At 68.2% G+C, this 22,916-nt stretch carries 16 protein-coding genes and 4 pseudogenes; 12 read left to right on the top strand and 8 right to left on the bottom strand.

Translation table 11 applies throughout. The features are described from left to right. Positions 1-8 precede the first annotated feature (8 nt). Together OG294_RS40320 and OG294_RS40315 are read left to right on the top strand one after the other, a co-directional pair. Positions 9-1,685 (top strand): MFS transporter, encoded by a 1,677-nt coding sequence (locus OG294_RS40320; protein ID WP_327072030.1) that lies wholly within the window; start codon positions 9-11, stop codon positions 1,683-1,685. Positions 1,686-2,147: 462 nt separating this feature from the next. Beyond that, positions 2,148-2,645, top strand: coding sequence for a hypothetical protein (locus OG294_RS40315; RefSeq protein ID WP_327071959.1), 498 nt, complete (start codon positions 2,148-2,150; stop codon positions 2,643-2,645). A 120-nt stretch (positions 2,646-2,765) separates the two neighbouring features. Here OG294_RS40315 and OG294_RS40310 read toward each other — a convergent pair whose 3' ends face one another. The 3 genes from OG294_RS40310 to OG294_RS40300 form a co-directional block, all read right to left on the bottom strand. Next, positions 2,766-3,125, bottom strand: coding sequence for a hypothetical protein (locus OG294_RS40310; protein ID WP_327071958.1), 360 nt, complete (start codon positions 3,123-3,125; stop codon positions 2,766-2,768). A gap of 112 nt (positions 3,126-3,237) precedes the next feature. Beyond that, entirely contained in the window at positions 3,238-4,437 is a 1,200-nt protein-coding gene (locus OG294_RS40305; protein ID WP_327071957.1) for an FAD-dependent monooxygenase, read from the bottom strand. A gap of 15 nt (positions 4,438-4,452) precedes the next feature. Then, a complete protein-coding gene (locus OG294_RS40300) occupies positions 4,453-6,582 on the bottom strand; it encodes an AMP-binding protein (RefSeq protein WP_327071956.1) in 2,130 nt (709 codons plus the stop codon). A 258-nt stretch (positions 6,583-6,840) separates the two neighbouring features. On the opposite strand from OG294_RS40300, the gene OG294_RS40295 reads away from it, so the two are divergent. Beyond that, complete coding sequence (locus tag OG294_RS40295; RefSeq protein WP_327071955.1) at positions 6,841-7,089, top strand: transposase; 249 nt, start codon at positions 6,841-6,843, stop codon at positions 7,087-7,089. Next, positions 7,086-7,379: a hypothetical protein gene (locus tag OG294_RS40290; protein ID WP_327071954.1), complete on the top strand. Its 294-nt coding sequence runs from the start codon at positions 7,086-7,088 to the stop codon at positions 7,377-7,379. The genes OG294_RS40295 and OG294_RS40290 overlap by 4 nt, the downstream gene beginning before the upstream one ends. A gap of 228 nt (positions 7,380-7,607) precedes the next feature. Here the strand turns inward: OG294_RS40290 and OG294_RS41330 are convergent, their stop codons facing one another. Continuing rightward, complete coding sequence (locus tag OG294_RS41330; protein ID WP_442789399.1) at positions 7,608-7,844, bottom strand: DUF6059 family protein; 237 nt, start codon at positions 7,842-7,844, stop codon at positions 7,608-7,610. Between the two features lie 477 nt (positions 7,845-8,321). Here OG294_RS41330 and OG294_RS40285 point away from each other — a divergent pair, with 477 nt between their 5' ends. Together OG294_RS40285 and OG294_RS40280 are read left to right on the top strand one after the other, a co-directional pair. Beyond that, complete coding sequence (locus tag OG294_RS40285; RefSeq protein WP_327071953.1) at positions 8,322-9,476, top strand: ParA family protein; 1,155 nt, start codon at positions 8,322-8,324, stop codon at positions 9,474-9,476. After that, positions 9,473-10,699 (top strand): ParB/RepB/Spo0J family partition protein, encoded by a 1,227-nt coding sequence (locus OG294_RS40280; protein WP_327071952.1) that lies wholly within the window; start codon positions 9,473-9,475, stop codon positions 10,697-10,699. The genes OG294_RS40285 and OG294_RS40280 overlap by 4 nt, the downstream gene beginning before the upstream one ends. Positions 10,700-11,719: 1,020 nt before the next feature. On the opposite strand, the gene OG294_RS41325 is transcribed toward OG294_RS40280, so the two are convergent. Further along, complete coding sequence (locus OG294_RS41325) at positions 11,720-11,950, bottom strand: DUF6296 family protein (RefSeq protein ID WP_442789398.1); 231 nt, start codon at positions 11,948-11,950, stop codon at positions 11,720-11,722. A 1,501-nt stretch (positions 11,951-13,451) separates the two neighbouring features. Here OG294_RS41325 and OG294_RS40275 point away from each other — a divergent pair. The 3 genes from OG294_RS40275 to OG294_RS41320 all read left to right on the top strand — a co-directional run bounded on the left by OG294_RS40275 (position 13,452) and on the right by OG294_RS41320 (position 14,948). Next, positions 13,452-13,982 carry a MarR family transcriptional regulator gene (locus tag OG294_RS40275; RefSeq protein WP_327071951.1) on the top strand — a complete coding sequence of 177 codons (531 nt, stop codon included), beginning with the start codon at positions 13,452-13,454 and terminating at the stop codon, positions 13,980-13,982. Then, positions 13,979-14,416 (top strand): MarR family transcriptional regulator, encoded by a 438-nt coding sequence (locus tag OG294_RS40270; RefSeq protein WP_327071950.1) that lies wholly within the window; start codon positions 13,979-13,981, stop codon positions 14,414-14,416. Before OG294_RS40275 ends, OG294_RS40270 begins: the two co-directional genes overlap by 4 nt. Positions 14,417-14,738: 322 nt before the next feature. Further along, entirely contained in the window at positions 14,739-14,948 is a 210-nt protein-coding gene (locus OG294_RS41320; protein WP_442789299.1) for a transposase, read from the top strand. A 37-nt stretch (positions 14,949-14,985) separates the two neighbouring features. On the opposite strand, the pseudogene OG294_RS40265 reads toward OG294_RS41320, so the two are convergent. Then, positions 14,986-16,033 (bottom strand): annotated as a pseudogene (locus tag OG294_RS40265) (tyrosine-type recombinase/integrase); the annotation flags it as partial. 279 nt (positions 16,034-16,312) lie between these two features. Here OG294_RS40265 and istA point away from each other — a divergent pair. The 3 pseudogenes from istA to OG294_RS40250 form a co-directional block, all read left to right on the top strand. After that, positions 16,313-17,579: pseudogene (istA, locus tag OG294_RS40260) on the top strand (IS21 family transposase). Next, positions 17,579-18,410 (top strand): annotated as a pseudogene (gene istB / locus OG294_RS40255) (IS21-like element helper ATPase IstB). Before istA ends, istB begins: the two co-directional pseudogenes overlap by 1 nt. Positions 18,411-18,441: 31 nt before the next feature. Further along, positions 18,442-18,865 (top strand): annotated as a pseudogene (locus tag OG294_RS40250) (transposase); the annotation flags it as partial. 483 nt (positions 18,866-19,348) lie between these two features. Here OG294_RS40250 and OG294_RS40245 read toward each other — a convergent pair. Continuing rightward, positions 19,349-21,832 (bottom strand): DEAD/DEAH box helicase, encoded by a 2,484-nt coding sequence (locus tag OG294_RS40245; protein ID WP_327064254.1) that lies wholly within the window; start codon positions 21,830-21,832, stop codon positions 19,349-19,351. Positions 21,833-21,901: 69 nt separating this feature from the next. Then, entirely contained in the window at positions 21,902-22,402 is a 501-nt protein-coding gene (locus OG294_RS40240; protein WP_327064252.1) for a hypothetical protein, read from the bottom strand. Positions 22,403-22,916 lie beyond the last annotated feature (514 nt).

Genomic DNA, 22,916 nt, shown 5'->3' with positions numbered 1-22,916 from the left:
CAGTGTTAATGATTTCCTCGAACACTGTCAGACGAAATGCCTGTCACTGTTCGATAGCCCTGCTACCACCTTGGCGCCCCACCCGGCGCCAAGTGGAACCCGGATGGGAGATGAAGTGGATGGCTGACGCCCCGACCGGTGCTGCGCCAGAAACGGGACACCCGCGACTGCGCTTAGTAATGGGCTCACTCGTGCTTGCCTCACTGCTTGCGGCGATGGACATGATGGTCGTCAACGTGGCGATGTACTCGATCATCAAGGAACTTGATCCGCGAAACGGCGTTGACGACAGCCGGTGGGTCCTGACCGTGTACACGCTCGCCCTTGGCATCACCACCCCGCTGTACGGCAAGCTCGCCGACCGCATCGGTGGCAAGCAGATCATGCTGGTCGCGTTGGCGATCTTCGCCGGCGGCTCGCTGTTGTGCGGTGCCGCCACCTCCATGCCGGCACTCATCGCCTTCCGCGGTCTGCAAGGGCTCGGGGCAGGCGGGCTGATGAGCGTGGCGATGGTGATGGTCGGTCAGCTGGCTCCGCCCCAGGACCGCGCTAAGTACGGCGGCTACGTCGGTGGGGTCACTCTGATCGGCATCATTGCCGGGCCGGTGGTGGGTGGATTCTTCGCCGACGCGCATGTCATTTTTGGCATGACCGTCACCTGGCGCGGCGCGTTCTTGATCAACGTGCCGCTGACGCTGATCGTGGCGGCCGCCGTGGTGCTCGCACCCAAGGTGGGGGTCGAGAGGCGGGGCGGTCGCGTCGACTACGCCGGGGCCGTCCTGATGGCCCTCGCAGTGAGCGCCCTCCTGCTCGCGATCGGCCACACACTGCCCTACGCCTGGGCCTCACCGTGGATCCTTGGCGCGGTAGGTGTGCTTCTGCTGCTGGCCTTCCTCCTGCAAGAGCGCAGGGCCAGCGATCCGATCCTGCCGCTGAGCCTGTTTGGCAACCGCACCTTCCGGACTGCCGTGGTGCTGGCGGTGCTGACCGGGTTCGCCCTGCTCGGCATGGCGTTCTACATGGCGCTGTACATGCGGATCGTGCGGAAGCTCGGCGCGCTCGACACCTGCATGCACCTGATGCCGATGATCATCGGCATGCTGCTCGGGCTGCTGCTCAGCGGCAGCCTCATCTCGAAGTTCAACCGGTACCGGCCTTTCCCGATCATCGGGAGCGTGGCCGCCGCCGCGGCGACAGCGCTCTGCGCCACCGCGAGCTCCACTACCTCGTTCTGGCTGATCGGCGTCTACCTAGCGGTGTTCGGCCTCGGCATCGGCCAGCTCAACCAGGTACCAACCGCAGCCGTACAGAACACCGTCGACTTCAGCGACCTTGGCACTGCGTCCACGGCAGCGGCGTTCATGCGGATGATCGGCCAGTCCCTCGGTCCCGCGGTGTTCGGCGCGGTGCTGGCCCACCGCTTCCTGGCCGAGTTGCCCGAGTCGCTGGCCAGGCGCACCTCGTCGCAGGACGGGTCGATCAGCGTGGCAGGCTTGCAGTTGCTCCCGCCACAGCAACAGCAGCAGGTCATGGGGGCCTTCCTCGACGGACTGCACGCTGTGTTCCTGCTCGGTGCGGGGACCATCGCGTTGGCCTTCCTGATCAGCTTGTTCTTCTTCAAGGAGCCTGAGGTGATCAAGGAGCAGGTAGGCGCCGACCATGGCACCCCCGCGCCGGTCGCCTGATCCCCTTGCCCCCGTTTGCGAACCGCATGGCAGGGCCGCCCGCCACTGGACCTTGTGCCTGGCACTTCAGCCGGCCTTGTCTCGTGTCAGCGGCTTTGCAGGGCGAGGTTGGAGCAAGTGCCGCCAGGTGCGCGGGACGGCCGATCCAGGGTTGTCCCGCGCACCTCTGCCCGTGTGCGCCGTGGTGGCGGGACCAGCTCACTGCGTAGTCGCGGTCTGCCGTTGCGGGGGCCTCGTCGCCGGCTCTCGCATGCTTCCCGTGCCCCGGGGGCCGGGGACTCCAATTCTCCTGGACGGGTTCGAGGATCCTCCTCAGAGGCTGCCGCAACAATCCGTCCTCGCCTCTTAGAAGCCCATTGTCCTTACGAGAGTGATGTGTGTGTTTTTGCTGGTCAGGTGGGATGTTGCTGTCTCTACGGCAAAGGTGAAAGGTTGTGTCGTTTCGTCGGTGGAGGTGCTGGGATGCCGTCGATGATGGGGTTGTTGGAAGAGCGTGAGCGCGCCGCGCGGCAACGGGTGGAGGCTCTCCAAGCCGAGTTGATAGAAGCGGAGGCCGTCTGTGAGCGGCTCGTGATCGCTCGGGAGGTGGTCGGCCGGGTCCTGGCGGAACCTCACGCGGGCGATGTGCCGCCAGCGGCTGCGGCCTGCGTCAGCAAGCAGCCGGTACAGGTCGCCGCTGCGGTGCCCGGTTCGGTGGTGCCGGTGTGGCACGAGGGGCTCGATGTTGGGGTACTGGCGCTGGACTACCGGCGGATCATGGACATCCTGGCCGGTGGAAGCGGGCCAGGAGGACAGGCGATGAACTGCCGTCAGCTCGCCGTTGCGCTCGGCCTGGAGGCGGTCCCCGCGAAGGTCGAGGGGGTGCGGTCGAAAGCGAAGCGTCTGGCCGTACGAGGTTGGCTGGCCGAGGAGAGGCCAGGGGTGTTCACCCTCCTTCCCGGGCGGGTCCACGACTCCTGACCGTACCGGGTTCTCAGGTCGGAGAGCCTGTCGATGACGCTCGCCGGTTTACCCCTGGCCGTGAGGGTCGAACCGGCGAGCGTCTGAGGAGCGGCCTGCGAGTTGACGGTCAGCAGGGCCTCAGGCGGGCTGGCTCCCGTCGGCGGTTCCCGGTCCTTGCCGACGGCGCACGAGCAGCGCGAGCGTGGGTCCGCCGACAGGGCGGCTGCGTCGCAGCACACCTGGCGGGCGATCACCTCCGTGCGCTGCGGCCAGCAGGCAGGCACGTGGCCGGCGTGCGACCTGCGCGTCCGGGTAGTCGACCGCGTCGGTCCTGTCGCCCTCGTGGACCTGGGCGACGGCCCGCCGCAGCGGTTGGCTCCGCGGTACGCCGAGTCTGAACAGCGCCTGGCTGGTGGCGATCTTCTCGGCGACCTTGTCGGCCTCGTGGCCCGAGTTGTCCTGGAGCAGGATCTGCCCGTTCGCTCCGGCGGCAGGCACGCGGGTGCGTGCGCCGACCTCGAAGGCCGGCCGCGACCGTGACAGGGTCCTGGAACGCCGGCGGCAGCAAGGGCCGCTGACCGCAGGCTTTCCAGATCCCCGCCGGAGCCGCTCAGCGGATGGACACGCTCTGGTCCACCCTGATGGAGCGGTTCCCGTACGCCACGTAGTCGAGTACCTTGTGGTACAGGGGTGTGTGTTTGACGACCCAGGCCAGCTTCGGTCGGATTCTGGTGGCCGCGAACCCGGTCGACAGCATTGCCTTGGACTGCATCGCCTGCATCCGCAGCACCTTCGCCACGTCCGGCGTGCGCAGATGTTCGAACGATGACAACCGCTGTACGCCGAAGTCGCTCTGCCGCAAGGCTTCCACGAGGATCGGATGTACCAGGACAGCGTCTTGGATGGCAAGGTTGATGCCCTGGGCCCCGATTGGACTGTGTGTGTGAGCCGCGTCGCCAACGAGCACGAGGCCGTCCAACGCCCACCGCTCGGCCCGGCCCCCGAACACATCGAGCAGACGCACGTCCTTCAGCGACGTGACCTGCTCCGTGATGAGGTCGGCGTACGGAGGCAGCGCCCTCACCAGCTCCGCCCTGATGTGGCCGATCCCCCGCGCGGCCAGCTCGCGGTATCCACCGTGCGGCAACGTCCAGCCGACTTGAAGTTTGTCCGGCCATGACCGGTACACCAGCGCGGGGTTGGCGCCCGCCCGGAAGACCCGTACCGAGGTGGCTGCTCCGTCCACGCCTGACAGCTTGAACCACAGGACGTCCGAGTCGAACGACTCCTGCCGACCCGCGTCGATCCCGGCCAGCCGACGCACCTTCGAGAACTGGCCGTCCGCGCCGACCACGACCTTCGCCCGTACCGTGTGCTCGCCGGCGGTGACTCCGGTGACCGAGTCACCGTCGTGGAGCAGACCGTCCACACGCACCCCCTCATGGTACGAGAACCCCTCGTACTCGCCGCAGAGGCGCAGCAGCTCGTCGAGCACGTGTGCCTGCGGGACGCTGAGCAGGTGGTTGTAGGGGCCCGGCAGGGCACGGTAGTCGATGTCCAGCAGGACACGACCCTGCTCCACCACCTGGAAGCCCGTGTGTTCGTGGTAGCCCTGCGCTCGCGCACCGGCCAGCACGCCGAGCTCGTCGAGGATGGCCAGCGCTCCCGGCTGCAGGATCTCACCGCGGAACGGCCGCTGCCGGGCGCTGGACTTCTCCAGCACCGCGACACGCACGCCGGACCGAGCCAGCAGCATGGCCAGTACGAGCCCGGCGGGCCCCGCCCCGACCACGCACACGTCGGTGTCCATCTGGTGTTCCACGGTTCAGCCCGCGTGCCCGGACAGCAGGTGTTCGGCCTGCTCGGCAACCCGCAGCGCAGCCTCGGGCTGTCCGCTCTCCACGGCACGCGCGGCCTCGGCGTCGGTCCACCAGGTGATGAACGTGTAAGTGCCCGGGTTGGGCAGCGACTTGCTCAGCTCGGCTCGCTGGAACCCGGCCACGCCAAGCAGCGAGGCCGAGTGGTCGGCCAGCTTCTGCTCGAAGGCCACGGCATCGCCGTACGTGGTCAATGTCTCGACGACGACAGCAGGCCCCGCGGGTACGTCCTGGCCGACGGTGAACACCTGGGCCGAAGGATTGATGCTCACGTCCACCAGCTCGTGGAACTCCTTGGCATGCTGCTGGAACACCTCGCTGGCCACTACCTGCTGGAAGGCTTGCGCCGACCGCCATCGACCGATGTTGATGTAGGTGCCGTCCTTGCTGGTGACACGCACAGCCTGGTGCGAATGGAAGCCGTCCTGCCCACGCATCCACTGGACGTGCTGCGCGAAGTGGGACTCAAAAGCATCGGCGTCACCGTCCTGCTTGCAGGTGAACGCGTTGATCACGGTGAAAAGACGTGCCTCACTCATGGGGGTTCCCTTCTCAGCGGTCCGATCGGTAAGAACAGCACGGATCGCATGCCGCTGGATTTTGCCGTTGGGCGAACGAGGAATCTCCGGCACGGCGACGACATCGCGGACCTGCTGGTAGTACGGGAGCCGATCGTTGACATCGGCGGTAATCGAAGCGACGTCGTCCGTCTCCTCGGTGACCAGCACCGCACCGACCACCGCGCCGCTGAACTCGTCGGGTAGGTCGACCACGGCCGCGTCGGTAACCTTCGGGTGGGCGAGCAGAGCCTGTTCGACCTCAGCGGGTGAAACGAGGAAGTTGTCGCACTTGAAGACATCCTTGAGTCGATCGACGAGAAACAACCGTCCGTCCTGGTCCACCCGTCCGACATCGCCGGTGCTGAACCAGCCGTCAGTCCCGATGCCGGTGTCAGCAGGGCTGCGCAAGTACCCCTTCATCAGCTGAGGCCCGCGCACCTGCACCTCACCGGTCTGTCCAGCGACCAGTACCGCACGCGTCTCCACATCCACCACACGGCACTCGGTACCCCGGACCGGCTTCCCGACCGAACCGGGCGTGGGACTGTCGGGGTCGTCGCAGTGGGTGAGCGGCGATGTCTCTGCCAGTCCGTATCCCTGGAACACCCGTGCCCCGAAGTGCTCGCTGAGCGCCCGCGCGGCGGCCGGCGCCAGCGCAGAACCCCCAGAAGCGATCCAACGGACCGTCGGCATGGCCAACCCGCCCAGTTCCGTCGTCATCCGGGCCAGGCGAACCGGCAGGCTGTAGAAGTGGCTGGCCCGATACCGGTTCGCCAGTGCCACGGCGTCGCCGGGATCCGACGAAGCGCACAGCACGTGTGTCGCCCCGGTCAGAACCGTCGAGTTCAAGTGCATCGGATGGAACGTAGGCAAATGATTGACCGTGACGGAGGAGCTCGTCAGCAACTGAGCCTGCGCCACCTGCGCGGCATTCGTCACGACATTCCCGTGGCTGAGCAGAACTGCCTTGGGCGTCCCGGTCGTTCCGCTGGTGAAGTGAACACAGGCCACGTCGTCCGTCCCCACGGGCGCGTGACTCACGGTCCCGGACGCGCCCGCGAGGAACGTCGTCAGGTCGCCCTCCTCGCCAATGACCACTACTCTCCGCAACGCCGGCAGCCGGTGGCGGACCGCGGCCAGTCTCGCCGCCAGCCCGGCGTCGAGGAAAGCGATCCGAGCCGCACTCAGGCCAAGAACGAAGGCCAGCCCTTCCTCACGCAGGTAAGGATTGACCACGGTGACCGTCTGCCCTGCCCGAGCGACCCCGTAGTAGGCGACGGCGAAGTCGGGGTGCAAGGTCGCCGCCACGGCCACGTTATTGTGCAGTCCTTCCAGATCACCAGCCAGCGCGCTCGCCAGAGTGGACACACGCCGGTCCAGGGTCGCGAAGTCGAGCTCTTCGGAGCCGGCTACCAGAGCGATCCGCTCGGCATGCGCTTTGGCCGCAGCGGCGAGCAGATCCCCCACCCGTGCGCGCCCCTCGTCTGCAGCACCGCCGACTGCCTTCGCATGTGTCATATCAGGCACTATCCGGCGCCCGGATCGAGCCCCGGTCGAGCGGGCGCACCGTTGTGGGACGCCCCGGGCTACCAGCCGGTGAACGATGTCGGAAAGCCGTGTGCGGGAGGACTGCCGGCACGGTTCGAGATGGCGTCCGATCGCGTGATGCAGCCGATCGCAGTGGCCCTGTCCCAGCCCCCAGCATGACCTGCCCCGCTGCTGGAGTCACGACGTTCATCGGACAGGCTCGAACTCGTCCGTGGTGTCGCCGAGCAGATGCTCCAGAAGCTGATCGAGGCCACGGACCGGACCGGCGCAAAGTGCAACGAGCGCACCGTCAGCCGTAGCGCGTTTCGCAACGGCCACCGGGACCAGACACTGACCATCCAGGCCGGCGACCTGGACCCGGCTGGCCCCAAACGACGGCCGGGGAGCAGACCACCACTCAGGTCTGGTCAAAGCGATCCGGAGGGGCCACCTACCAGCGCTGTCGCGTTCACTTCCTGCGCCACGTCTTCGACATGATCAGAAAGGAGGCGGCGGGGAAGGTCGCCGCGACGATCCGCACACTCCTCGCCCAGTCGGCCGGCGACGTGATCCGAACCCAGCTCGACACCGTCACCGACATACTCGGCACGCAGTTCGGAAAGGTGAAGACGATGCCGCTCGAACGGATCAACCGCTATGTCAAACGTCCCACCGACGTCATCCAGGTCCTCCCGAACGACGACCCGCACCCGCGACTGGTCATGCTGTGCTCTTCGAGCTCCACGACGAGTGGATCGCCCGCCCTCGGGCCGGATCCACCCCACTAAGCTCCCCTAAACCGCCCCCGCACTACCCAACGACCTCAACACGCCCACCGACTGATCGGTTGCACCACGAAACCGGACACGAACCGCTTGGAAGCGCCGGAGACTGGAAACGGAGCGTTAACAGTATCCATCGCGCCATTCCCCGCCCCTACTTAGCCATCCGGGGGAGGCCGTCCAGCCCAGCAGCCCTCATCTACCCTGAGGTTGACAGCCCCTCAAAGCTGGCGTTCACGAAGTCCCGAGGTAACGCGTGATCTCATTCCAGGCTTGAAGTTCGTGTGGCGGCATTCCTGAGTGCATCGCGAGCTGCTCCGGATGCCCCGGGCCCGGCAGTCCATCGGATGTGAGTACAGCCTCGTGGGTATCACCATTTGGTGGTGGTGGCGCTGCGTACCAGAGACTGCCAGCTGCCCAGAGCCCTTCGAGCAGTCGCTGCAAGCAGCTGTGCCAGGGATATCGGACCATCCACGACGGGAACCCTGCCAAACCCCACTCCCCTTAGCAGACTGATGTTACCCACAGCATCACTCGAATCACTTGAGGGGTGGTCGAGCTTGGTCGCACCTGCTGCGCAGGCCAGGCGCCCCGCGAGCCGTTGAATCTGCTGACCGCACGTGAATAGCTTCCTGAAGATCCGTCAGCCCCTTTAGCCTGACCAGCATCTCCGGCGCACCGGGGGAAGCTCAGGCCGATGTCGGTGGGGAGCGGGCACAGCTTCGGCACCGCCGCCCACGCGAGGCCGCGCACGCCTCACCCGTGATTGGCTGCACCACACAGCGGGACGCCATCCGGCGGATGGTGGTTGTTGTCCGCGGACAACAACCACCATCCGCCGTGGCTTGACAGCTCCTCAGGGAGCGAATCTCGCAAATGGCGCAGAAGAGACACGGTGTCACGCGCTGATGGACTTGAAACCACCTTGGTGGTTAGTAAACTCCCCTTATGTCTGCCCCCAGCGCCCCGGAAGACCGGGACAAGGTAGTTACTAAAATCCCCCCTCAGCTGCGCCGCGAGCTGAAGATCCGCGCGGCCACTGTCGGAGTCGACATCCAGGACGCCGTGACCGAGGGCATCAAGGCGTGGCAGAGTGCCGCCAAGCCCCTCGCCCCGATCGACACCACCGGCAGCGAGTCGTTCTCCACCTACGTACCGACTAGCCTGCTGGCCGCCTTCCGAGGTGACTGCTCCTCGCTGAAGATCCCCTACAACCAGGGCGTCGCCCAGGCCATCAGCCTGTGGCTGGATGCCCACCCGCTCCCCCAGCGTCACCGCCGGCCCACCGGCGCGCGCCGCGTTGCCCTCGGCAACCAGAAGGGCGGCGTCGGCAAGACCGCTATCACCGCCGGCGTCGGTCAGGCCCTCGCCGAGCAGGGTTTTCGCGTCTGCATGATCGACTTCGACCCGCAGGGTCACCTCACCAAGCAGCTCGGCCACCAACACCTCGCCCTCAAGGGCGACAGTCTCCTGAAGCACATGGTCGGCGAGAGCCAGGGCGAACTCCCGGACCTCCTCCTGCCCATCGACGGCCAGGCCTTCGGCGGGCGGCTGTTCCTTCTGCCTGCCTGCACCGACGGCTTCCTTCTCGACGCCAAGCTGGTCACCTCCCGCGAGGTCCGCGTCAAGGAGACCGCACTCGAAAAGGCCCTGGCCCCCCTCGACGCGGACTTCGACATCGTCCTGGTCGACTGCCCGCCCTCCCTGGGCTACGCCATGGACAACGCGCTCTACTACGTGCGCACCCGCCAGGGCGAGGAACCCGGCGCCTCGGGCATCCTCATCCCCGTCCAGGCCGAGGACTCCTCCGCAGACGCCTATGAGCTCCTTCGCGAGCAGATCGACGCCCTCAGCGACGACCTCGACGTCGCCATCAGCGACCTGGGCTTCATCGTGAACCTCTACGACGCCCGCAAGGGCTACGTCGTCACCTCCTCCCTGGAGGGCTGGGAGTCGATCGGAAGCCCCAGCGTCATCGCTGTGGTCAACGAGCTCAAGGACCAGCGCGAAGCCGTCCGTCAGAAGACGCCCCTACTCGTCTACGCCCCCGAAGGCGAGCAGGCCGAGACAATGCGCAAGATCGCTAGGAGGATCGCCTCATGAGCCGGGTCGCAGACCGCGTCGGCAGCGGCTCCTTCGGGAGCATCGCCCGCGCCCCCCGCAGCGAACGCGGACGCGCCAAGGCAGTGGCCGAGGGCAGCATCCCCGAGTACGAACTACAGCGCCTGCAGCTGGACCATGTCGCGCCCTGCCCGATGAACCCGCGCCGCAATTACGGCACGGAGGATCAACTCGCCGAGCTGGGCAACAGCCTGGCCAAGAGGCAGACCACGGCCTGTGTTGCCGTCACCCGCGAGGCATACCTCAAGCTCTGGCCCACACACGAAGGCATCCTGAAGCCCGCCGGCGCCGAGCACGTCCTCCTCAACGGAGAACGGCGCTATCGCTCCGCCCAGCACGTCGGCCTCGACGCCCTGGACTTCGTCGTCCGCGACGACCTCACCACCAGCTGCGCCGACTTCCTCGACTACCTCATGATCGAGAACGAGGAACGTGAGGACTTCGACGTCATCGAGCGCGCTCGCGGCATCAAGCAACTCCTCGACGCCTGCGACGGCAACGCGGCCGAGGTCGGCCGTCGCCGGGGTAAGGACCGCTCCTGGGTCGGCAACCAAGTCGCACTGCTCACCCTGCCCTGGTCCGTTCAGGAGGCAGTCGCCTCAGGAGAACTCGCCGAACGCTATGGCCGGCGCCTGGCGCGTGCCCTCAAGGAACAGCCCGGCCACGACGCCGAGTCTCTCCTGGAACTGGCTGAACAGCTCAAGGCCGAGGAGCGCGCCCGCCGCGAGGAGGACCGGGCGCTGAGGGCACTCGCCAAGTCGGGGATGTTGTCCGCGGACAACATCCAGCCCGCGCCCCAGGCCAAGCCCTTGCCCGAGGCCGGGCAGGCTGGGCAACTGGCGATCGAAAGCGCTGCTCTCCCCCAGGCACGCACGGAAACAGCCCCCGTTGCCGCTACAGCAACCTCCAAGAAGGGCATCACTCCCGCGCTGGCCCCACCGGTAGTGTCCGCAGACAACACCGGAGACGCGCTGGCGTCGCCTCTGCCGAGTGCGGGCGAGGGCGCCAGCCGTGCTGTGTTGTCCGCGGACAACACAGCCGAGGACTCCGGCGCGGGCCAGGTCGCAGCTAACCCTGCTGAGACCAGCGAAGCACGAACCCGCGTCCGGCAACTGGGTCAGACCCCTGAAGAACAGGCAGCGACCATCCGAGAGGGCTGCTCCCCCGAGGAGCTCGAGGCGCTGCTCGAAGCGCTGATGAGTTAGCCACTCGTCCCATGGGGCCCTGGACACTCGTCTGGGGCCCCACGCGTCTCTCGATCGGGTTGTTGTCCGCGGACAACAACATGCCGCCTGAGCTGAAGCCCGAGGCTCGCACGGAGTACCTCGGGCAGATGGCGACCGAAAGTGCCTCAGTCCCCCAGGCACGCACGGAAACAGCCCTCGTTGTCGCCGCGCTGTGGGCATCCCTTGAGGAACGCTGGCTCCGGGCCGGCGGCAGTGTTGTCCGCGGACAACATCCAGCCCGAGGCTGAGGGACGAGCCGAGAGCGAGGTCCAGCCCAGCCGAGGCCACAGAGCTGTCCGGGCAGAGTGCTATTGAGAGCGCCGCACTCCCCCGGGCGCACACGGAAACCGCCCCTGTCGCTGCAGCACGTCCTGGGAAGAGCACCAGCGCAGCATCGCAGGTGTTGTCCGCGGACAACACAGCCGAGGACTTCGGCGAAGGGCTGGTCGCGGCCGGCCTCGATTGCAACGAAGCGAGGAACCGTGTCCTGCAGCTGGGCGGGACCGCTGCGGAACAGGCGATGTGAGAAGACTGCTCCCCCAAGGAACTCGAGACGCTGCTCGAGGCACTGGCGAGTTGGGCCAGTGGTCGTACCAGCGCTCCGGACACAGCTCGGAGCCCCGTCTGTTTCCCGCCCGGGATGTTGTCCGCGGACAACATCCGCGCCCGAGGTCGAACCTGAGGAGCCACTCGAATGGGCCGGCAACGGGAGTGCCAAACCGACCCCGAAGGCATGTGACCGGACTCCAGCCCTGGTGCACGGCACGCGAGGCGACAAGTCGGCCTTGAGCGGAGGATCTTCGCCCCGACTGCCGGAGCTTGGCCTGGTAGCGCCCGCAGTGACCGGGACGCTGCTGCGGCGCCGGGGCTCGGTGCCCAGGAGCTGTTCGCCGGTATCCCCGTCGCCCTAGCCGACGGACCCACCTGGTCCCGTTGATGGCCACACGCGGTGCCGAATCGTGATGCCGGCCAGCACCAGGGTGAGCCCGGGCTGTCAGGTCACGGTAAGGAGTGGGCGGGCAGGGTCGGACCGGTGGGAGTGGCGTCGGCGCCCAGGACTCCGGGCTTCGTGGTCGTGGCTGATGACGGCCTTGGTGGTACCGTCCCGGTCTCGTAGACGGGCAGGCCGTCCATGATGTCCGCCGTCCGGTGCACGACCACGGTGCGCGGCGGGGTGTGTGTGCCGATCAGTGAGAACAGGCTGATTGCGTATCGCTGAACATGGTCCACAGCTGCTGTCCTCGCCCCGGCCCGGTGTCTGCCGCCGCTGGACCCGCCTCGCCCGCTGGCCCGGCGATCAGGCTAGGGCCGTCGGCGAGCACCCGGATCCCATTGAAGACCGTGGTTCTTGCGGGAGGGACTTCGGGGCGCAGGCAGCTTCTTCGGCGGCCGGTGCGCGCTGCTCAGCGCCCCAAGGGTGATCGGTGAGATGGCGGCGCCGGGCGTCGAACTTGGCCAGGCAGGCATCAATGGAGGTCATGGCCTTACCGGTCTCCGTCTTACGCGCGGGTCCGGATCTGTGTGCGGAGGTCTTCGTCGATGGTGTGCCAAAGCTCGGCGGTGGGGGCAGGGTCGGGCGCGCCGTTGGTTTCTGTCATGGCGGAGCCCGGTCGGTGTGGCGGGCGAGGTCGTCCAAGCGGGCGGCGAGGTCGCCGTGGCCAGTGCCGAGGTGGAGCGCGTCGTGGCCATGGGGGGCGATGAGGTCGGCGGCGTCCGCTGCCGTGAGGGCGGCGTGCACTGAGTTCTGCGCTGGGCGAGGCGTCGGGGGCCAGGTCGGTGAGCGCGGAGAACTGGGTTGCCAGGACGCGCAGGTCGGCGGAGCGAGTGCGGGCCCAGGCGGTGAGGGTGCGGTCGGCGGCACGGCGGCCGCGCACGACCTTGAGCCGCTCAGTTCCGACCGGAGCCGGACTGGTCCCGACCGCGGTGGCGCCCGCGCGTAGCTGCTCTGCCGCCAGTCATCGACGACGTCCTGGCCCAGGCAGGTGGGCTGGTAGGCCGTCAGATCGATGCCAGTCTCCTCTTGCACCCCCCGGCGCCTCCCTCGCCGACAGACGTCTCCTCTGTTCTGTGCTCTCGCCGTGGTGTCAAGTGGGCCCCGGGGTGGCCCCTCCGCAGGGGCTTGCGCAGCGGGGGTACAGACCGTTCCAGCCAGGTGGCGACGACGGATCGGTGAAGGCGGTGACTGTTCGCCTCACCGGACGTCAAAAACCAGCACCACATGGTCCTCGCATCGCCACCTGCAGGTGTATGGATTGCTTGGGAAAACTCCTACCTGTTGAGGGGGCAATCCGTGAGGTGGCTGATGTCGCTTGACGAGGAAGGAGTTCATGTCGATCACAGTGAGGGTTAGCCACCGGAGCGGTTGAGGCCAGGTGTTACGTCCTCCTGAGTGGTGGGCTGGTGTGACACCCGCTCAGGAACCCAGGTCACGCACCCGCGCCTTTACTACAGAAGGGGACATGTCCCCTGACCTGCGGTTATGCCCTCGTTAACGGCTGAAAAATCAGACGCTAAGGCCAGAAAACCAGACGTTACGTCAGGGACTAGTGAGCGGCCCCAATGGAGGACGCGATGCTGGATACCCGAGTTGTTCTGGGGTCGTCCTGTAGATTCATGGCTAGTAGGTCTGGTTTTCTGGAGCTAACGTCTGGAAAACCAGCTGCTAGGGACCCGGTGGCAGACCGGCCGTAGCCCGGATGCCGGACAGCGACCAGGACGATGAGGAGCAGGGATGGCGCGCAGGGGCAACATCGCCCTGGTGGATATGGACACGGGAGTGGTGCTGCCTGCGCCCAAGGCGAGGACCCCGCACTCCATGGACGGGTCCTACACCCTCAACGCCTACACTGACGACGCGCCGCTGTACTCGCTGGCGCTGTCCGGGGCGGAGTGGGCGACCATCGATTGGGTGCGCTCCAACGGCGGCGCCGGCGCCGCCGTCAAGGTGACCGCCGGGGCCGCGGCGTCAGCCATCCACGTCACCGAGACCACGGCGAAGACGGCGCTCGCCCGCTTGGTGAAGCTCAACATCCTGCTGAAGACCTCGCCTCGGAGCTCCACCTACCAGCTGAACCCGCGCCGCTTCTGGGAGGGCAGCGGCGAGGCTCAGGTCCAGGCGTGCCGCAGGTTGGACCCGCCGGCCATCACTCCGGACAAGAAGGCCATCGACGCGGCGAAGAAGGCAGCAGAGAAGGCCGCGGCTAAGACGCCCGGTCCACGCCGTGTTGCCAGCCGTACCACGACCGGAGGGACGAGCCGATGAATGCCGCCACACACGGATACGACCGAGGATCCTTCGACCCGGAGACCCTCGGAATGCCGCCGGTCTACACCCTGAACCTGAGCGCTGCCCAGCGCAGCGTCCTGGAGTGGCTGACTGCCCAGGGTGCGGTGTTCGAACTGATCACCGCCGATGTGGAGGAAATCGCGCACGACTGCGGGACGTCCACCTCGACGGTCTACGACGCCCTCGCCCGTCTGGAGACCCTCCGCCTGGTGGAGAACCCCGACCCGACCCGCTACCGGATCAACCCCCGCTACTTCTTCGCCTCCAACCCGGAGATCCGCCGCCTGGTCGCAGAGGCACTGGAGGCCCCGGAGGTCACGCCTGACGCGCGTGCCGAGGCACCGCGCAAGGTGGGGAACGTGGATGCTAGGCGTCGACGCACCATCAAGGCTGTCCGGGACGAGGAATAGGCGCGGCGCAACCGTCTCCCGTCACGCGGCGCCGCCGGACCGCGTGACGGGAGACGGTTGCGCCCGGGCCGCACACGATGGTTCACCCGGCTGGGGGAAGGTCGGGATCTCCGGAGCTAGCGTCTGGTTTTCCCGCCCTTAGGACGGGCCGGCCCCCTGTTTGGTTGAGGTTCCCCCGAGGTACGGAAGGTTACCGACACGCCCTGATAGGTCGTGATAGGGGGCTTTCTGCCATGGTTGCATCGATGAAATATCCATTCGAGTTGGGCAGCGAGCCGTTGCCGTGTACCGAGCCGCCGACCCGAAGCCGGTAATCCGATAGCTGGCTCGGGGCCTGGGGGTGCACTACGAGGCTCTGTGCAACTGGATCCGCCAGGGCGAGGCCGACCGTGGTGAGCGCGACGATCGGCTGAACGCCACCGAGAAGGAGGAACTGGCGAGGCTGCGTCGGGAGAACCGCCAGCTGCGCGGTGGCTTGTCCTTGATGTGCCGCCCCGCCGGCCCTGGGGTCCCCCGTGGAGTGGCTTGGTAGGAGCGTGCTCTCGGCCCGCTGATCGGCCCGCCCCCGCGGCGGCCCTCTGGCCGGCCCGGATCCCCGCGTCCTCGACGTGGGATTGCTCAACATGCACGTAGATCATGGTGGTGTTGAGCCACTCGTGGCCGAGGATCTCCTGGATAGCCACGACGTCCATGCCGTTCCGATAGAGGTCAGAGGCCGCGAAGTGCCGCAGAACGTGTGGCGTCAACTGGCCTATCTGGTGCGGAAGATGGCGTGCAACCGCCTCGGCGAGCCCCGACCGCAACGCGTCGTCGGTCACCGCCCGACTGGATCCGTCGCCGTACCGGCGCTCAGACGGAAACAGCGGTGCCAAAGGGTCCTCCGCCCTGCCGTCGAACTCCCAGCGAGGGCCGGTGACCCACCACTCCAGCAGGTCCCGAGCCCCGTTGATCAGCGGGACGAGCCGCTCCTTCTTCCCCCGGCCGACGCTTCCCTTGCCCTTGAACAGGATCTTGCCGAACCGTCCGAGGTCCCACCGGACGTCACCGATCCCGCAGCAGGCACAGCTCCGAAATTCGCGGGCCGATCAGGCTGGTCAGACGGGCGGCGGTGTAATTCCGCGCGGCCGGCGCGTACTTTCGCGCGGCCTCCATGTCCTCCCGCCAGCCCGAGAACAGCCTCGCCGCCTCCTCGGCCGAGGGCGGGATCCGAAGGCGAGACGCGGTGCCGCCGCGGGGCCGGTTGACCTCATCGAGTGGCGACTCGACCACCACGCCGGTGGCCGCGTGGATCGTCGCCTTGTGCCTCAGCTCCAGGAACTCGAAGTAGACGGCGAACGCAGCGGCCGGGCGGACCTTCGTGCCCGGTGCCGAGCCGCGGCGATGCCGGCCGAAGTACCGGTCCAGGTCCTGCGGCTGCATCTCCCACAACGGTCGGCCGAACCACTCCCGCAGCCCGAGGACCCCGCCGACGTCCGCACGGATCGTGTCGTCCAACACCCCGGCGGAAGCGCGGGCGAGCACGAACTCCGCCAGCAGATCCTGCTCGAACGCGGCGACTTCTTCAGCGGACTCCAGCCGCAGATCGGGCCGCAGGTCGCGCACTACAGCCAGCGCCATCCGTCCTCCCCTTCAGCTTTCCGGCGGCATCACCATGACAGCTGAGGATACTTCAGAGATCCTGAAGAATCGGCGGCATTCGCCACAGCGGGCGGCATCTCGGCAGACCTGCAGATCAGGCATCCGCCGAGGCCGTCAGGGAGCTTGGCTGGCTCAATGAACCCACGGGTGTCGGCAACGGGTGAAACGAGGACCACGGACGGCGGATCAAAAAGCGGGCCACTCTGCGATCTCTTGATCATTCTGACTTCATGGGTCTGGAGTCAGGAGGAGGAGAGGGTGATCTGCGTGGAGGACTGGGCCGAGATTCGCCGGCTGTATCGGGCTGAGGGGCTGTCGGCCCGGGCAGTGGCCCGGCAGCTGGGGATCTCCAGAGGCACCGTGTCGCGGGCCCTGGCCTCGGATCGGCCGCCGGTCTACCAGCGTCCGCTGAAGGGCTCGGCGGTGGATGCGGTCGAGCCTGCGATCCGCGAGTTGCTCAAGGCGACTCCCACGATGCCGGTCACCGTCATCGCCGAGCGGATCGGCTGGCAGCGCGGGATGACGATCCTGCGTGAGCGGGTGCGCGAGCTGCGGCCGGCCTATCTGCCGGTCGATCCGGTCTCGCGGACGGTCTACCAGCCCGGTGAGCTCGCCCAGTGCGACCTGTGGTTCCCGCCGTGGACATCCCGCTCGGCTACGGCCAGTCCGGTCGCCCGCCTGTCCTCGTGATCGTCTCCGGGTATTCACGGGTGATCACCGCCCGGATGCTGCCCTCCCGGCAGACGGGCGACCTGATCGACGGCCACTGGCGCCTGCTGGCTGACGGCTGGGGCGCCGTCCCGAAGATGCTGGTCTGGGACAACGAGGCGGGCGTCGGCAAAGGCAGGCTGACCAGCGAGTTCGCCGCGTTCGCGGGCCTGCTCGCCGTCAAGGTCCACCTCTGCCGGCCCCGCGACCCGGAGGCGAAGGGCCTGGTCGAACGCGCGAACGGCTATCTGGAGACCAGCTTCCTGCCGGGCCGCACCTTCACCGGCCCCGACGACTTCAACAACCAGCTGACCGCGTGGCTGCAGATCGCCAACCGGCGCCAGCACCGGATCATCGGCGCCCGGCCGGTGGACCGCTGGGAGGCCGACCGGGCCGCGATGCTGTCGATCCCGCCCGTCGCCCCGCCGCACTGGTGGCGCTTCCACACCCGCATCGGCCGCGACCACTACATCCGCGTCGACACCAACGACTACTCCGTCCACCCGCGCGCGATCGGACGCACCGTCATGGTCCGCGCCGACAACGAGGAGGTCACCGTCATCGCCGGCAACGACATCGTGGCCGACACACCCGCTGCTGGGCCAGGCACCAGAGCATCACCGACCCCGAGCACGCCACCGCGGCCGAGGTCCTGCGCGGCGAGGTCATCCACCAGCAGGCCGCCCGCGCGGCCACCGCCCATGCCGCCCTGCTGGCGCCCGACAGCCTGGGCATCGACGTCGAGCAACGTGAACTGGGCACTTACGACCGCATGTTCACCCTCATCGAGGGCGGCGCCGGGAAGGAGGACACCTGATGGCCCGCACCGCCTCCACACCCTCCGGCACGGCGAAGGCGGACGGCCAGGCTTCCCGCACGGGCCGGCAGACCGCCGCCGACCTGGCCTTCCTCGCCCGCGCGATGAAGGCCCCCGCCTTGCTGGACGCCGCCGAGCGTCTGGCCGAACGCGCCCAGGCCGAGTCCTGGACCCCACCTCGAGTACCTGGTCGCCTGCCTGCAGCGCGAGGTCTCCGCCCGTGACAGCCACGGCGGCGAGGGCCGCATCCGAGCCGCCCGCTTCCCCGCGATCAAGACCATCGAAGAGCTGGACGTCACCCACCTGCGCGGTCTGACGCGCCAACAACTGTCCCATCTGGGAACATTGGACTTCATAGCCGCCCGGGAGAACGCGATCTTCCTGGGGCCGCCGGGCACCGGCAAGACCCACCTCGCCACCGGACTCGCGGTTCGGGCCTGCCAGGCAGGCCACCGGGTCGCCTTCGCCACCGCCGCCCAGTGGGTCGACCGCCTCGCCGCCGCCCACCAGGCCGGCCGCCTCCAGGACGAACTCGTCAAGCTCGGCCGCTACCCGCTGATCGTGATCGACGAGGTCGGCTACATCCCGTTCGAATCAGAGGCCGCGAACCTGTTCTTCCAGCTGATCTCGAACAGATACGAGAGGGCCAGCGTGATCGTCACCTCGAACAAACCCTTCGGACGCTGGGGAGAGACCTTCGGCGACGAGACCGTCGCTGCCGCCATGATCGACCGACTCGTCCACCACGCCGAGGTCCACTCCCTCAAAGGCGAGTCCTACCGCATGCGCGGCCGCGAACTCGGCCGCACCCGCACCACCGACAACGACTGAACAGACCGCACGATGGCCCACGATTGAACCGATCAAACCGGCCCGATTTCAGCCGTTGCCGACAGTCCGAGGGGTCGCCGAGCGGATGCTCCAAGAGCTCATCGAGGCCGAGGCGAGGATCGGCGCCCGGTGGAACGAGCACACCGAGACCCGCACCGCGTTCCGCAACGGGCACCGCGACAAGATCCTGAGTACCGCGGCCGGCGACCTGGACCTGGTCATCCCCGAGCTACGCGCGGGAAGCTTCTTCCCCGCCCTGCTGGAGCGCCGCCGCCGCATCGACCAGGCCCTCTACACGGTCATCATGGAGGCCTGCGTCCACGGCGTCTCCACCCGCCCCGTCGACGACCCGGTCAAGGCCCCCGGGTGCCGACACCGGCATCTCCAGGAGTGAGGTCTTCAGGATCTGCCAGGACCTCGACGGCCAGCTGGCCGCGTTCCGCGGCCGGGCCCTGTGCACCACGGGCACGGATGGCGGGGAGGGTATCGCGCCGACAGGCGAGTGACTCGACACCTCAATGCCTGTGGTCCGCATCGGCCGGCCGCAGGCATCGCAGTAGTCATCGGTCGGCGACTCGTGGCCCTGCGGGCAGATCGGCATCGGCCCCCCTCCGCCGGCGATGGTGTCGCCCTCGGTATACGGCGAGCCCCCGGAACGGTACTGAACGACAAGCTACTCGGAAATTGCCGCGTGACGATCCAACTTCGCTGTCACGAGCTGCGTTCGGTGGGACTTCCCTGTCGATCAGTCAAGGTTCCGTGTCACCGGACAGCTTTGACGTGGCCGACGCCGGTCGCGCGCACCCCAGCCGCCGACTGCTACACAGGGGTGCAACGCGGGCCTCGTGTTGCACCCCTGACCTGGCCTTTCCCTCCTCAGACGGGCCGGGTGTTGCCGTGTTGCACCCATGGCGGCCCGGCCCGTGTTCGGTGCCCGGCTATTCCCAGCGCATGCCGAGTTCGGTGAGGCGTGTGGCGCGGTGGGTGGGGATGTCGGCGCGCCTGCTGCGGCTGTTGGCGATGAACAGGCCGAGGCTGATCAGTACGGTGGCGCCATCTTCGGCGCCGTCGTCCACGACCAGGGGTTCCTTGTATATGCGGGGGACGTTGAGGTGTCCTTCGCGGGCGCGGTACTGGGCGGCGGCGGCGAGGTTGCGAGCCTCCTTCTCCGCGTGCGTCACCTTCGCGGCCGGCTTCTGCTCCGGTGCCAGGGGTTCGAGTCCAAGGACGTGCTCCAGCGCCCAGTGCTGGGCCGGGCCGAGCTTGTCCCAGCCGCTCTGCTGGGCGCGGCCCCATCCGGCGAGGTCCTCGCCCTGGACGACGATGCTGCCCGGCTCGGCTCCGGCGAGTGTGCCGCCGGCCTTGACGTGGCGCCAGGCCAGGGCGAAGCAGCGCTGCCACTCCACCGTGTGCCCGCGGGGGCACCACGCCGGGTCGATCGCGTCGAGGGCGGCCCTGCGGCCGGCGGTCAGCGCCCCCGTCCAGTCAAGGCCCTGTTCGCCGGCCTCGGCCCGGCGCTCCAGCGCCTCCGTGCGCCGCTGCGCCGTGCGCAGGTTCTTGAGGATGGTCCCGACCGGCCGCCCGCCCCACACCGCCTCGTTCGGCGGGCAGGCGTGCCCGTGCTCGGCGGCGTACCCGGCGACCGCGGTGAGGTTGTCGGTGAAGGCCGTGTCGAACACCGACCACACCATCCCGAGCTCGTCCAGCTCCTTGACCCGCTCGGCGTCCAGCACATCGGCCGCCTTGTAGCGGCGTTGGTCGGCCACCCACGAGCCCAGCCGGTGCCCGGACGGGGCGACATAGGCGTAGGCGACCTTCACGTCGCCGAACGACTTCTTGTAGGCGAGCAGTTCCTCCAGGCCCCGTCGGTACTCGGCCCGCTCCGGCTCCAGTACCCGGGTCCGCACGAACGCCGCGATCAGCGCCGGGTCGCGCTGGGTGGAGAACTGCAGCAGCTGCTCCCCGGCTTCGCCTGAGCGGCGTTCGTCGGGGTCGCCGGCGTGCCTGGGCTCACGCGGGGGCCGGGTCTCGGACTGCGGCATCGCCAGGCGCTCGACGGCGGCGGCGTCGTGCGAGCGGAGCGCCATCAACAGTTTGGCGAGCCCGTCGAACGTCTTCGAGCTGAGCAGTTCCGTGCCGCTCTCCCCGGGCCCGAGGATGACCGGCACGACGATGGTGGCGACCTTCCCGCTGCCCGGGTGCATCCGCAGCGCCCGGCCAACAGCCTGCACCAGGTCGACCATCGAGCCGCGCACGTCCGCGAAGAACACGCTGTCGCAGTCGAACGTGTCCACGCCCTCGCTCAAGACCTTGACCGAGGAGAGCACGTAGCGCAGCAGCCGCAGCCCGTCGTCGGCGAGCAGCGAGGAGAAGTCGCCGAGTGCCTTGCGCCGCTCGGCGGTGGTGTGCTCGGACTCCAGCCAGCTCGTGCCGATCAGCTCCGGGGCCGCGTGCAGCGCCGGGTCCTGCTCCCACAGCACCTTCGCCACATCCCGGAGCCCGGTGCTGAGCGCCCGCGCCTCCGCAACCATGTGATGGAACGACAGCACCCGGGCCAGGTCCCACTCGGCGGCAGCGGTCAGCAGAGCCGTCTGCAGGGCCGCCAGCCGCGCGCCCCGGTACTCCACCGACATCTCGCTCGCACCACGCTGCTCCAGCCCCTGGAGGACCGGGTCCGAGACGTCGACGCACACGATGCGGTAGGGGGCGATCACGCCATCCGACACTGCCTGCCCGAGCGGATAGTCATGGGCGATGGGGCCGAAGGCAGCCAGGCTCTCGTCGTCCATGCTCGCGATCAGCTCGGCCGCCCCGATGCCGGCCGCCGCCGCCCGCTCCCGATCCCGCTCCTTGACGGCCCACAACCTCGGCGTGGCCGTCATGAACAACCGCCGGTCACACGGGATCCGGGTGTTGTCCAGGATCGCCGCCCACGGCTTCCCAGCCTGGCCACTGACACGGTGAGCCTCATCAACTACCGCCAGCGAAAACGGCTCCAAACCCTCCTGATGCGCCTTCTCCAAGTGGCCGAGGCCCAGGCTGGCGTACGTGGCGAACACCGTCACCCGCTCCGGCCCGGCCGTCCAGCGGATCAACTCCACCGGATCGGTGGTGCACGCGATCCCCGGCTGCTCGCTGCCCTTGAGGGAGCAGAGCCCCACCATCCGCCCGCCGTGCCCCTCCCGCTTCCACACGGCCACCGTCTGCTCCAGCAGCGGCAACGACGGCACCAGCACCAGCGTCCGCTCCGAGCGCAGCCGCCCGGCCACGTGCACGGCCGTCAGCGACTTGCCCGAGCCCGTCGCGGCCCGGACCTGACACCGCAGCCCCTCCGGCGGCACCAGACCCGATGCCGGAAGCGTCAGAAGTCGTACCGAAGCGTCACACGCCTCTTCCTGATTAGGACGAAGCTTCTTAGACATGACGGGCAATTCCTTCCAGCTGGAATTCGGGTGACGTGGGAGTAGGACCAGTACGGGTAATTCAGCTATTCACGGCGAAGGGGAAACCCGAACTCCGGGCACGCGGACCAAGCCCTCACCGGTGCTCTCGACGTTCTCCGCCAAGACCTCCAGCACCCGCTCCGCAGACACCCCCAACCCAGCCGCCAGCGCCACCAGGCGCTGCTCCGCCTTGGCGGACAGCTCCACCGCCAGCTGCTGCCCGGCCTCCACCCGGCGGGTGCGGCGAAGCCGCTGCGTCCCCTCTTGCTGTGCCGCTACAAGGTCCCGGTACTCCGCGTCCCAAACCTGGGCCTGCTCGTCGTGGGCCGCGTCGTAGGCAGCCAGCCCCTCGGCGCGGACGAGCTCGGCAATCCGCTCCCACTCGTCAGCCTCTTCCTTCGCGGAGGGCCCGTAGTCCAGCAGGCCGGCCTCCCGCTCCCACCAGCGAGCCTGTCCCACCTGGTTGGCGAGATACTCCGGAGATTTCCCCTGGGCCTTATGGCGCACAGCGGACCGAGCGAGATAGATTCCGTAGGAGCTTTCAGCCACTGTATTTCTCCTCTACTGAAACCGCGCCGTTCCAGCGGGCTGAAGGCCCTACCGAAGCCCAGCTAACAGCACAGAGTCTAGCGGGCTGCTGTCTTTGATGCACGAGGGAGAAGCCCGCCCCTCCACCACCCCAACGAGTGACCCCACCACATGACCACCCGTCACCCAACCACCCCCAAGGTGCGAAGCGCCCCACCCGCCACCACAGCCAGCCCGGGCGAAGCCCGGCATCCACCCCCACCCCGCCGAGGGCCGAAGGCCGACCCTGACACCCACCCAACTCCGCAGCGAAGCGCGGAGTTGACCCACCACCAGCCAAGCCCGCGCAGCGCCCGCCATCCCTCCCGATCGGGCGCAGCCCGATCCGGCCGGCGCAGCCGGCCCGCTGCCCGCGCACCGCGCGGGCCAGCCCTCGGCGAAGCCGAGGGCCCCCGGCCAAAGGCCGGGGCAGTACCGGCGCCGACGGCGCCGCGCAGCGCCGAAGGCGCAAGCAACCCGGGCCGAAGGCCCGTGG

The sequence above is a fragment of the Kitasatospora sp. NBC_01302 genome (assembly GCF_035976515.1).
Lineage (GTDB): Bacteria > Actinomycetota > Actinomycetes > Streptomycetales > Streptomycetaceae > Kitasatospora.
This window is presented reverse-complemented; position numbering and strand designations above follow the sequence as displayed.

What these genes read in the sequence shown, in the direction of transcription:
- OG294_RS40285 (WP_327071953.1), top strand. Translation starts at nt 8,322, where the DNA reads ATGTCTGCCCCCAGCGCCCCGGAAGACCGGGACAAGGTAGTTACTAAA.
- OG294_RS40290 (WP_327071954.1), top strand. Translation starts at nt 7,086, where the DNA reads ATGATCAGAAAGGAGGCGGCGGGGAAGGTCGCCGCGACGATCCGCACA.
- OG294_RS40300 (WP_327071956.1), bottom strand. Translation starts at nt 6,582, where the DNA reads ATGACACATGCGAAGGCAGTCGGCGGTGCTGCAGACGAGGGGCGCGCA.
- OG294_RS40275 (WP_327071951.1), top strand. Translation starts at nt 13,452, where the DNA reads ATGGCGCGCAGGGGCAACATCGCCCTGGTGGATATGGACACGGGAGTG.
- OG294_RS40270 (WP_327071950.1), top strand. Translation starts at nt 13,979, where the DNA reads ATGAATGCCGCCACACACGGATACGACCGAGGATCCTTCGACCCGGAG.
- OG294_RS40280 (WP_327071952.1), top strand. Translation starts at nt 9,473, where the DNA reads ATGAGCCGGGTCGCAGACCGCGTCGGCAGCGGCTCCTTCGGGAGCATC.
- OG294_RS40295 (WP_327071955.1), top strand. Translation starts at nt 6,841, where the DNA reads ATGCTCCAGAAGCTGATCGAGGCCACGGACCGGACCGGCGCAAAGTGC.
- OG294_RS40245 (WP_327064254.1), bottom strand. Translation starts at nt 21,832, where the DNA reads ATGTCTAAGAAGCTTCGTCCTAATCAGGAAGAGGCGTGTGACGCTTCG.
- OG294_RS41330 (WP_442789399.1), bottom strand. Translation starts at nt 7,844, where the DNA reads ATGGTCCGATATCCCTGGCACAGCTGCTTGCAGCGACTGCTCGAAGGG.
- OG294_RS40320 (WP_327072030.1), top strand. Translation starts at nt 9, where the DNA reads ATGATTTCCTCGAACACTGTCAGACGAAATGCCTGTCACTGTTCGATA.
- OG294_RS40305 (WP_327071957.1), bottom strand. Translation starts at nt 4,437, where the DNA reads ATGGACACCGACGTGTGCGTGGTCGGGGCGGGGCCCGCCGGGCTCGTA.
- OG294_RS40315 (WP_327071959.1), top strand. Translation starts at nt 2,148, where the DNA reads ATGCCGTCGATGATGGGGTTGTTGGAAGAGCGTGAGCGCGCCGCGCGG.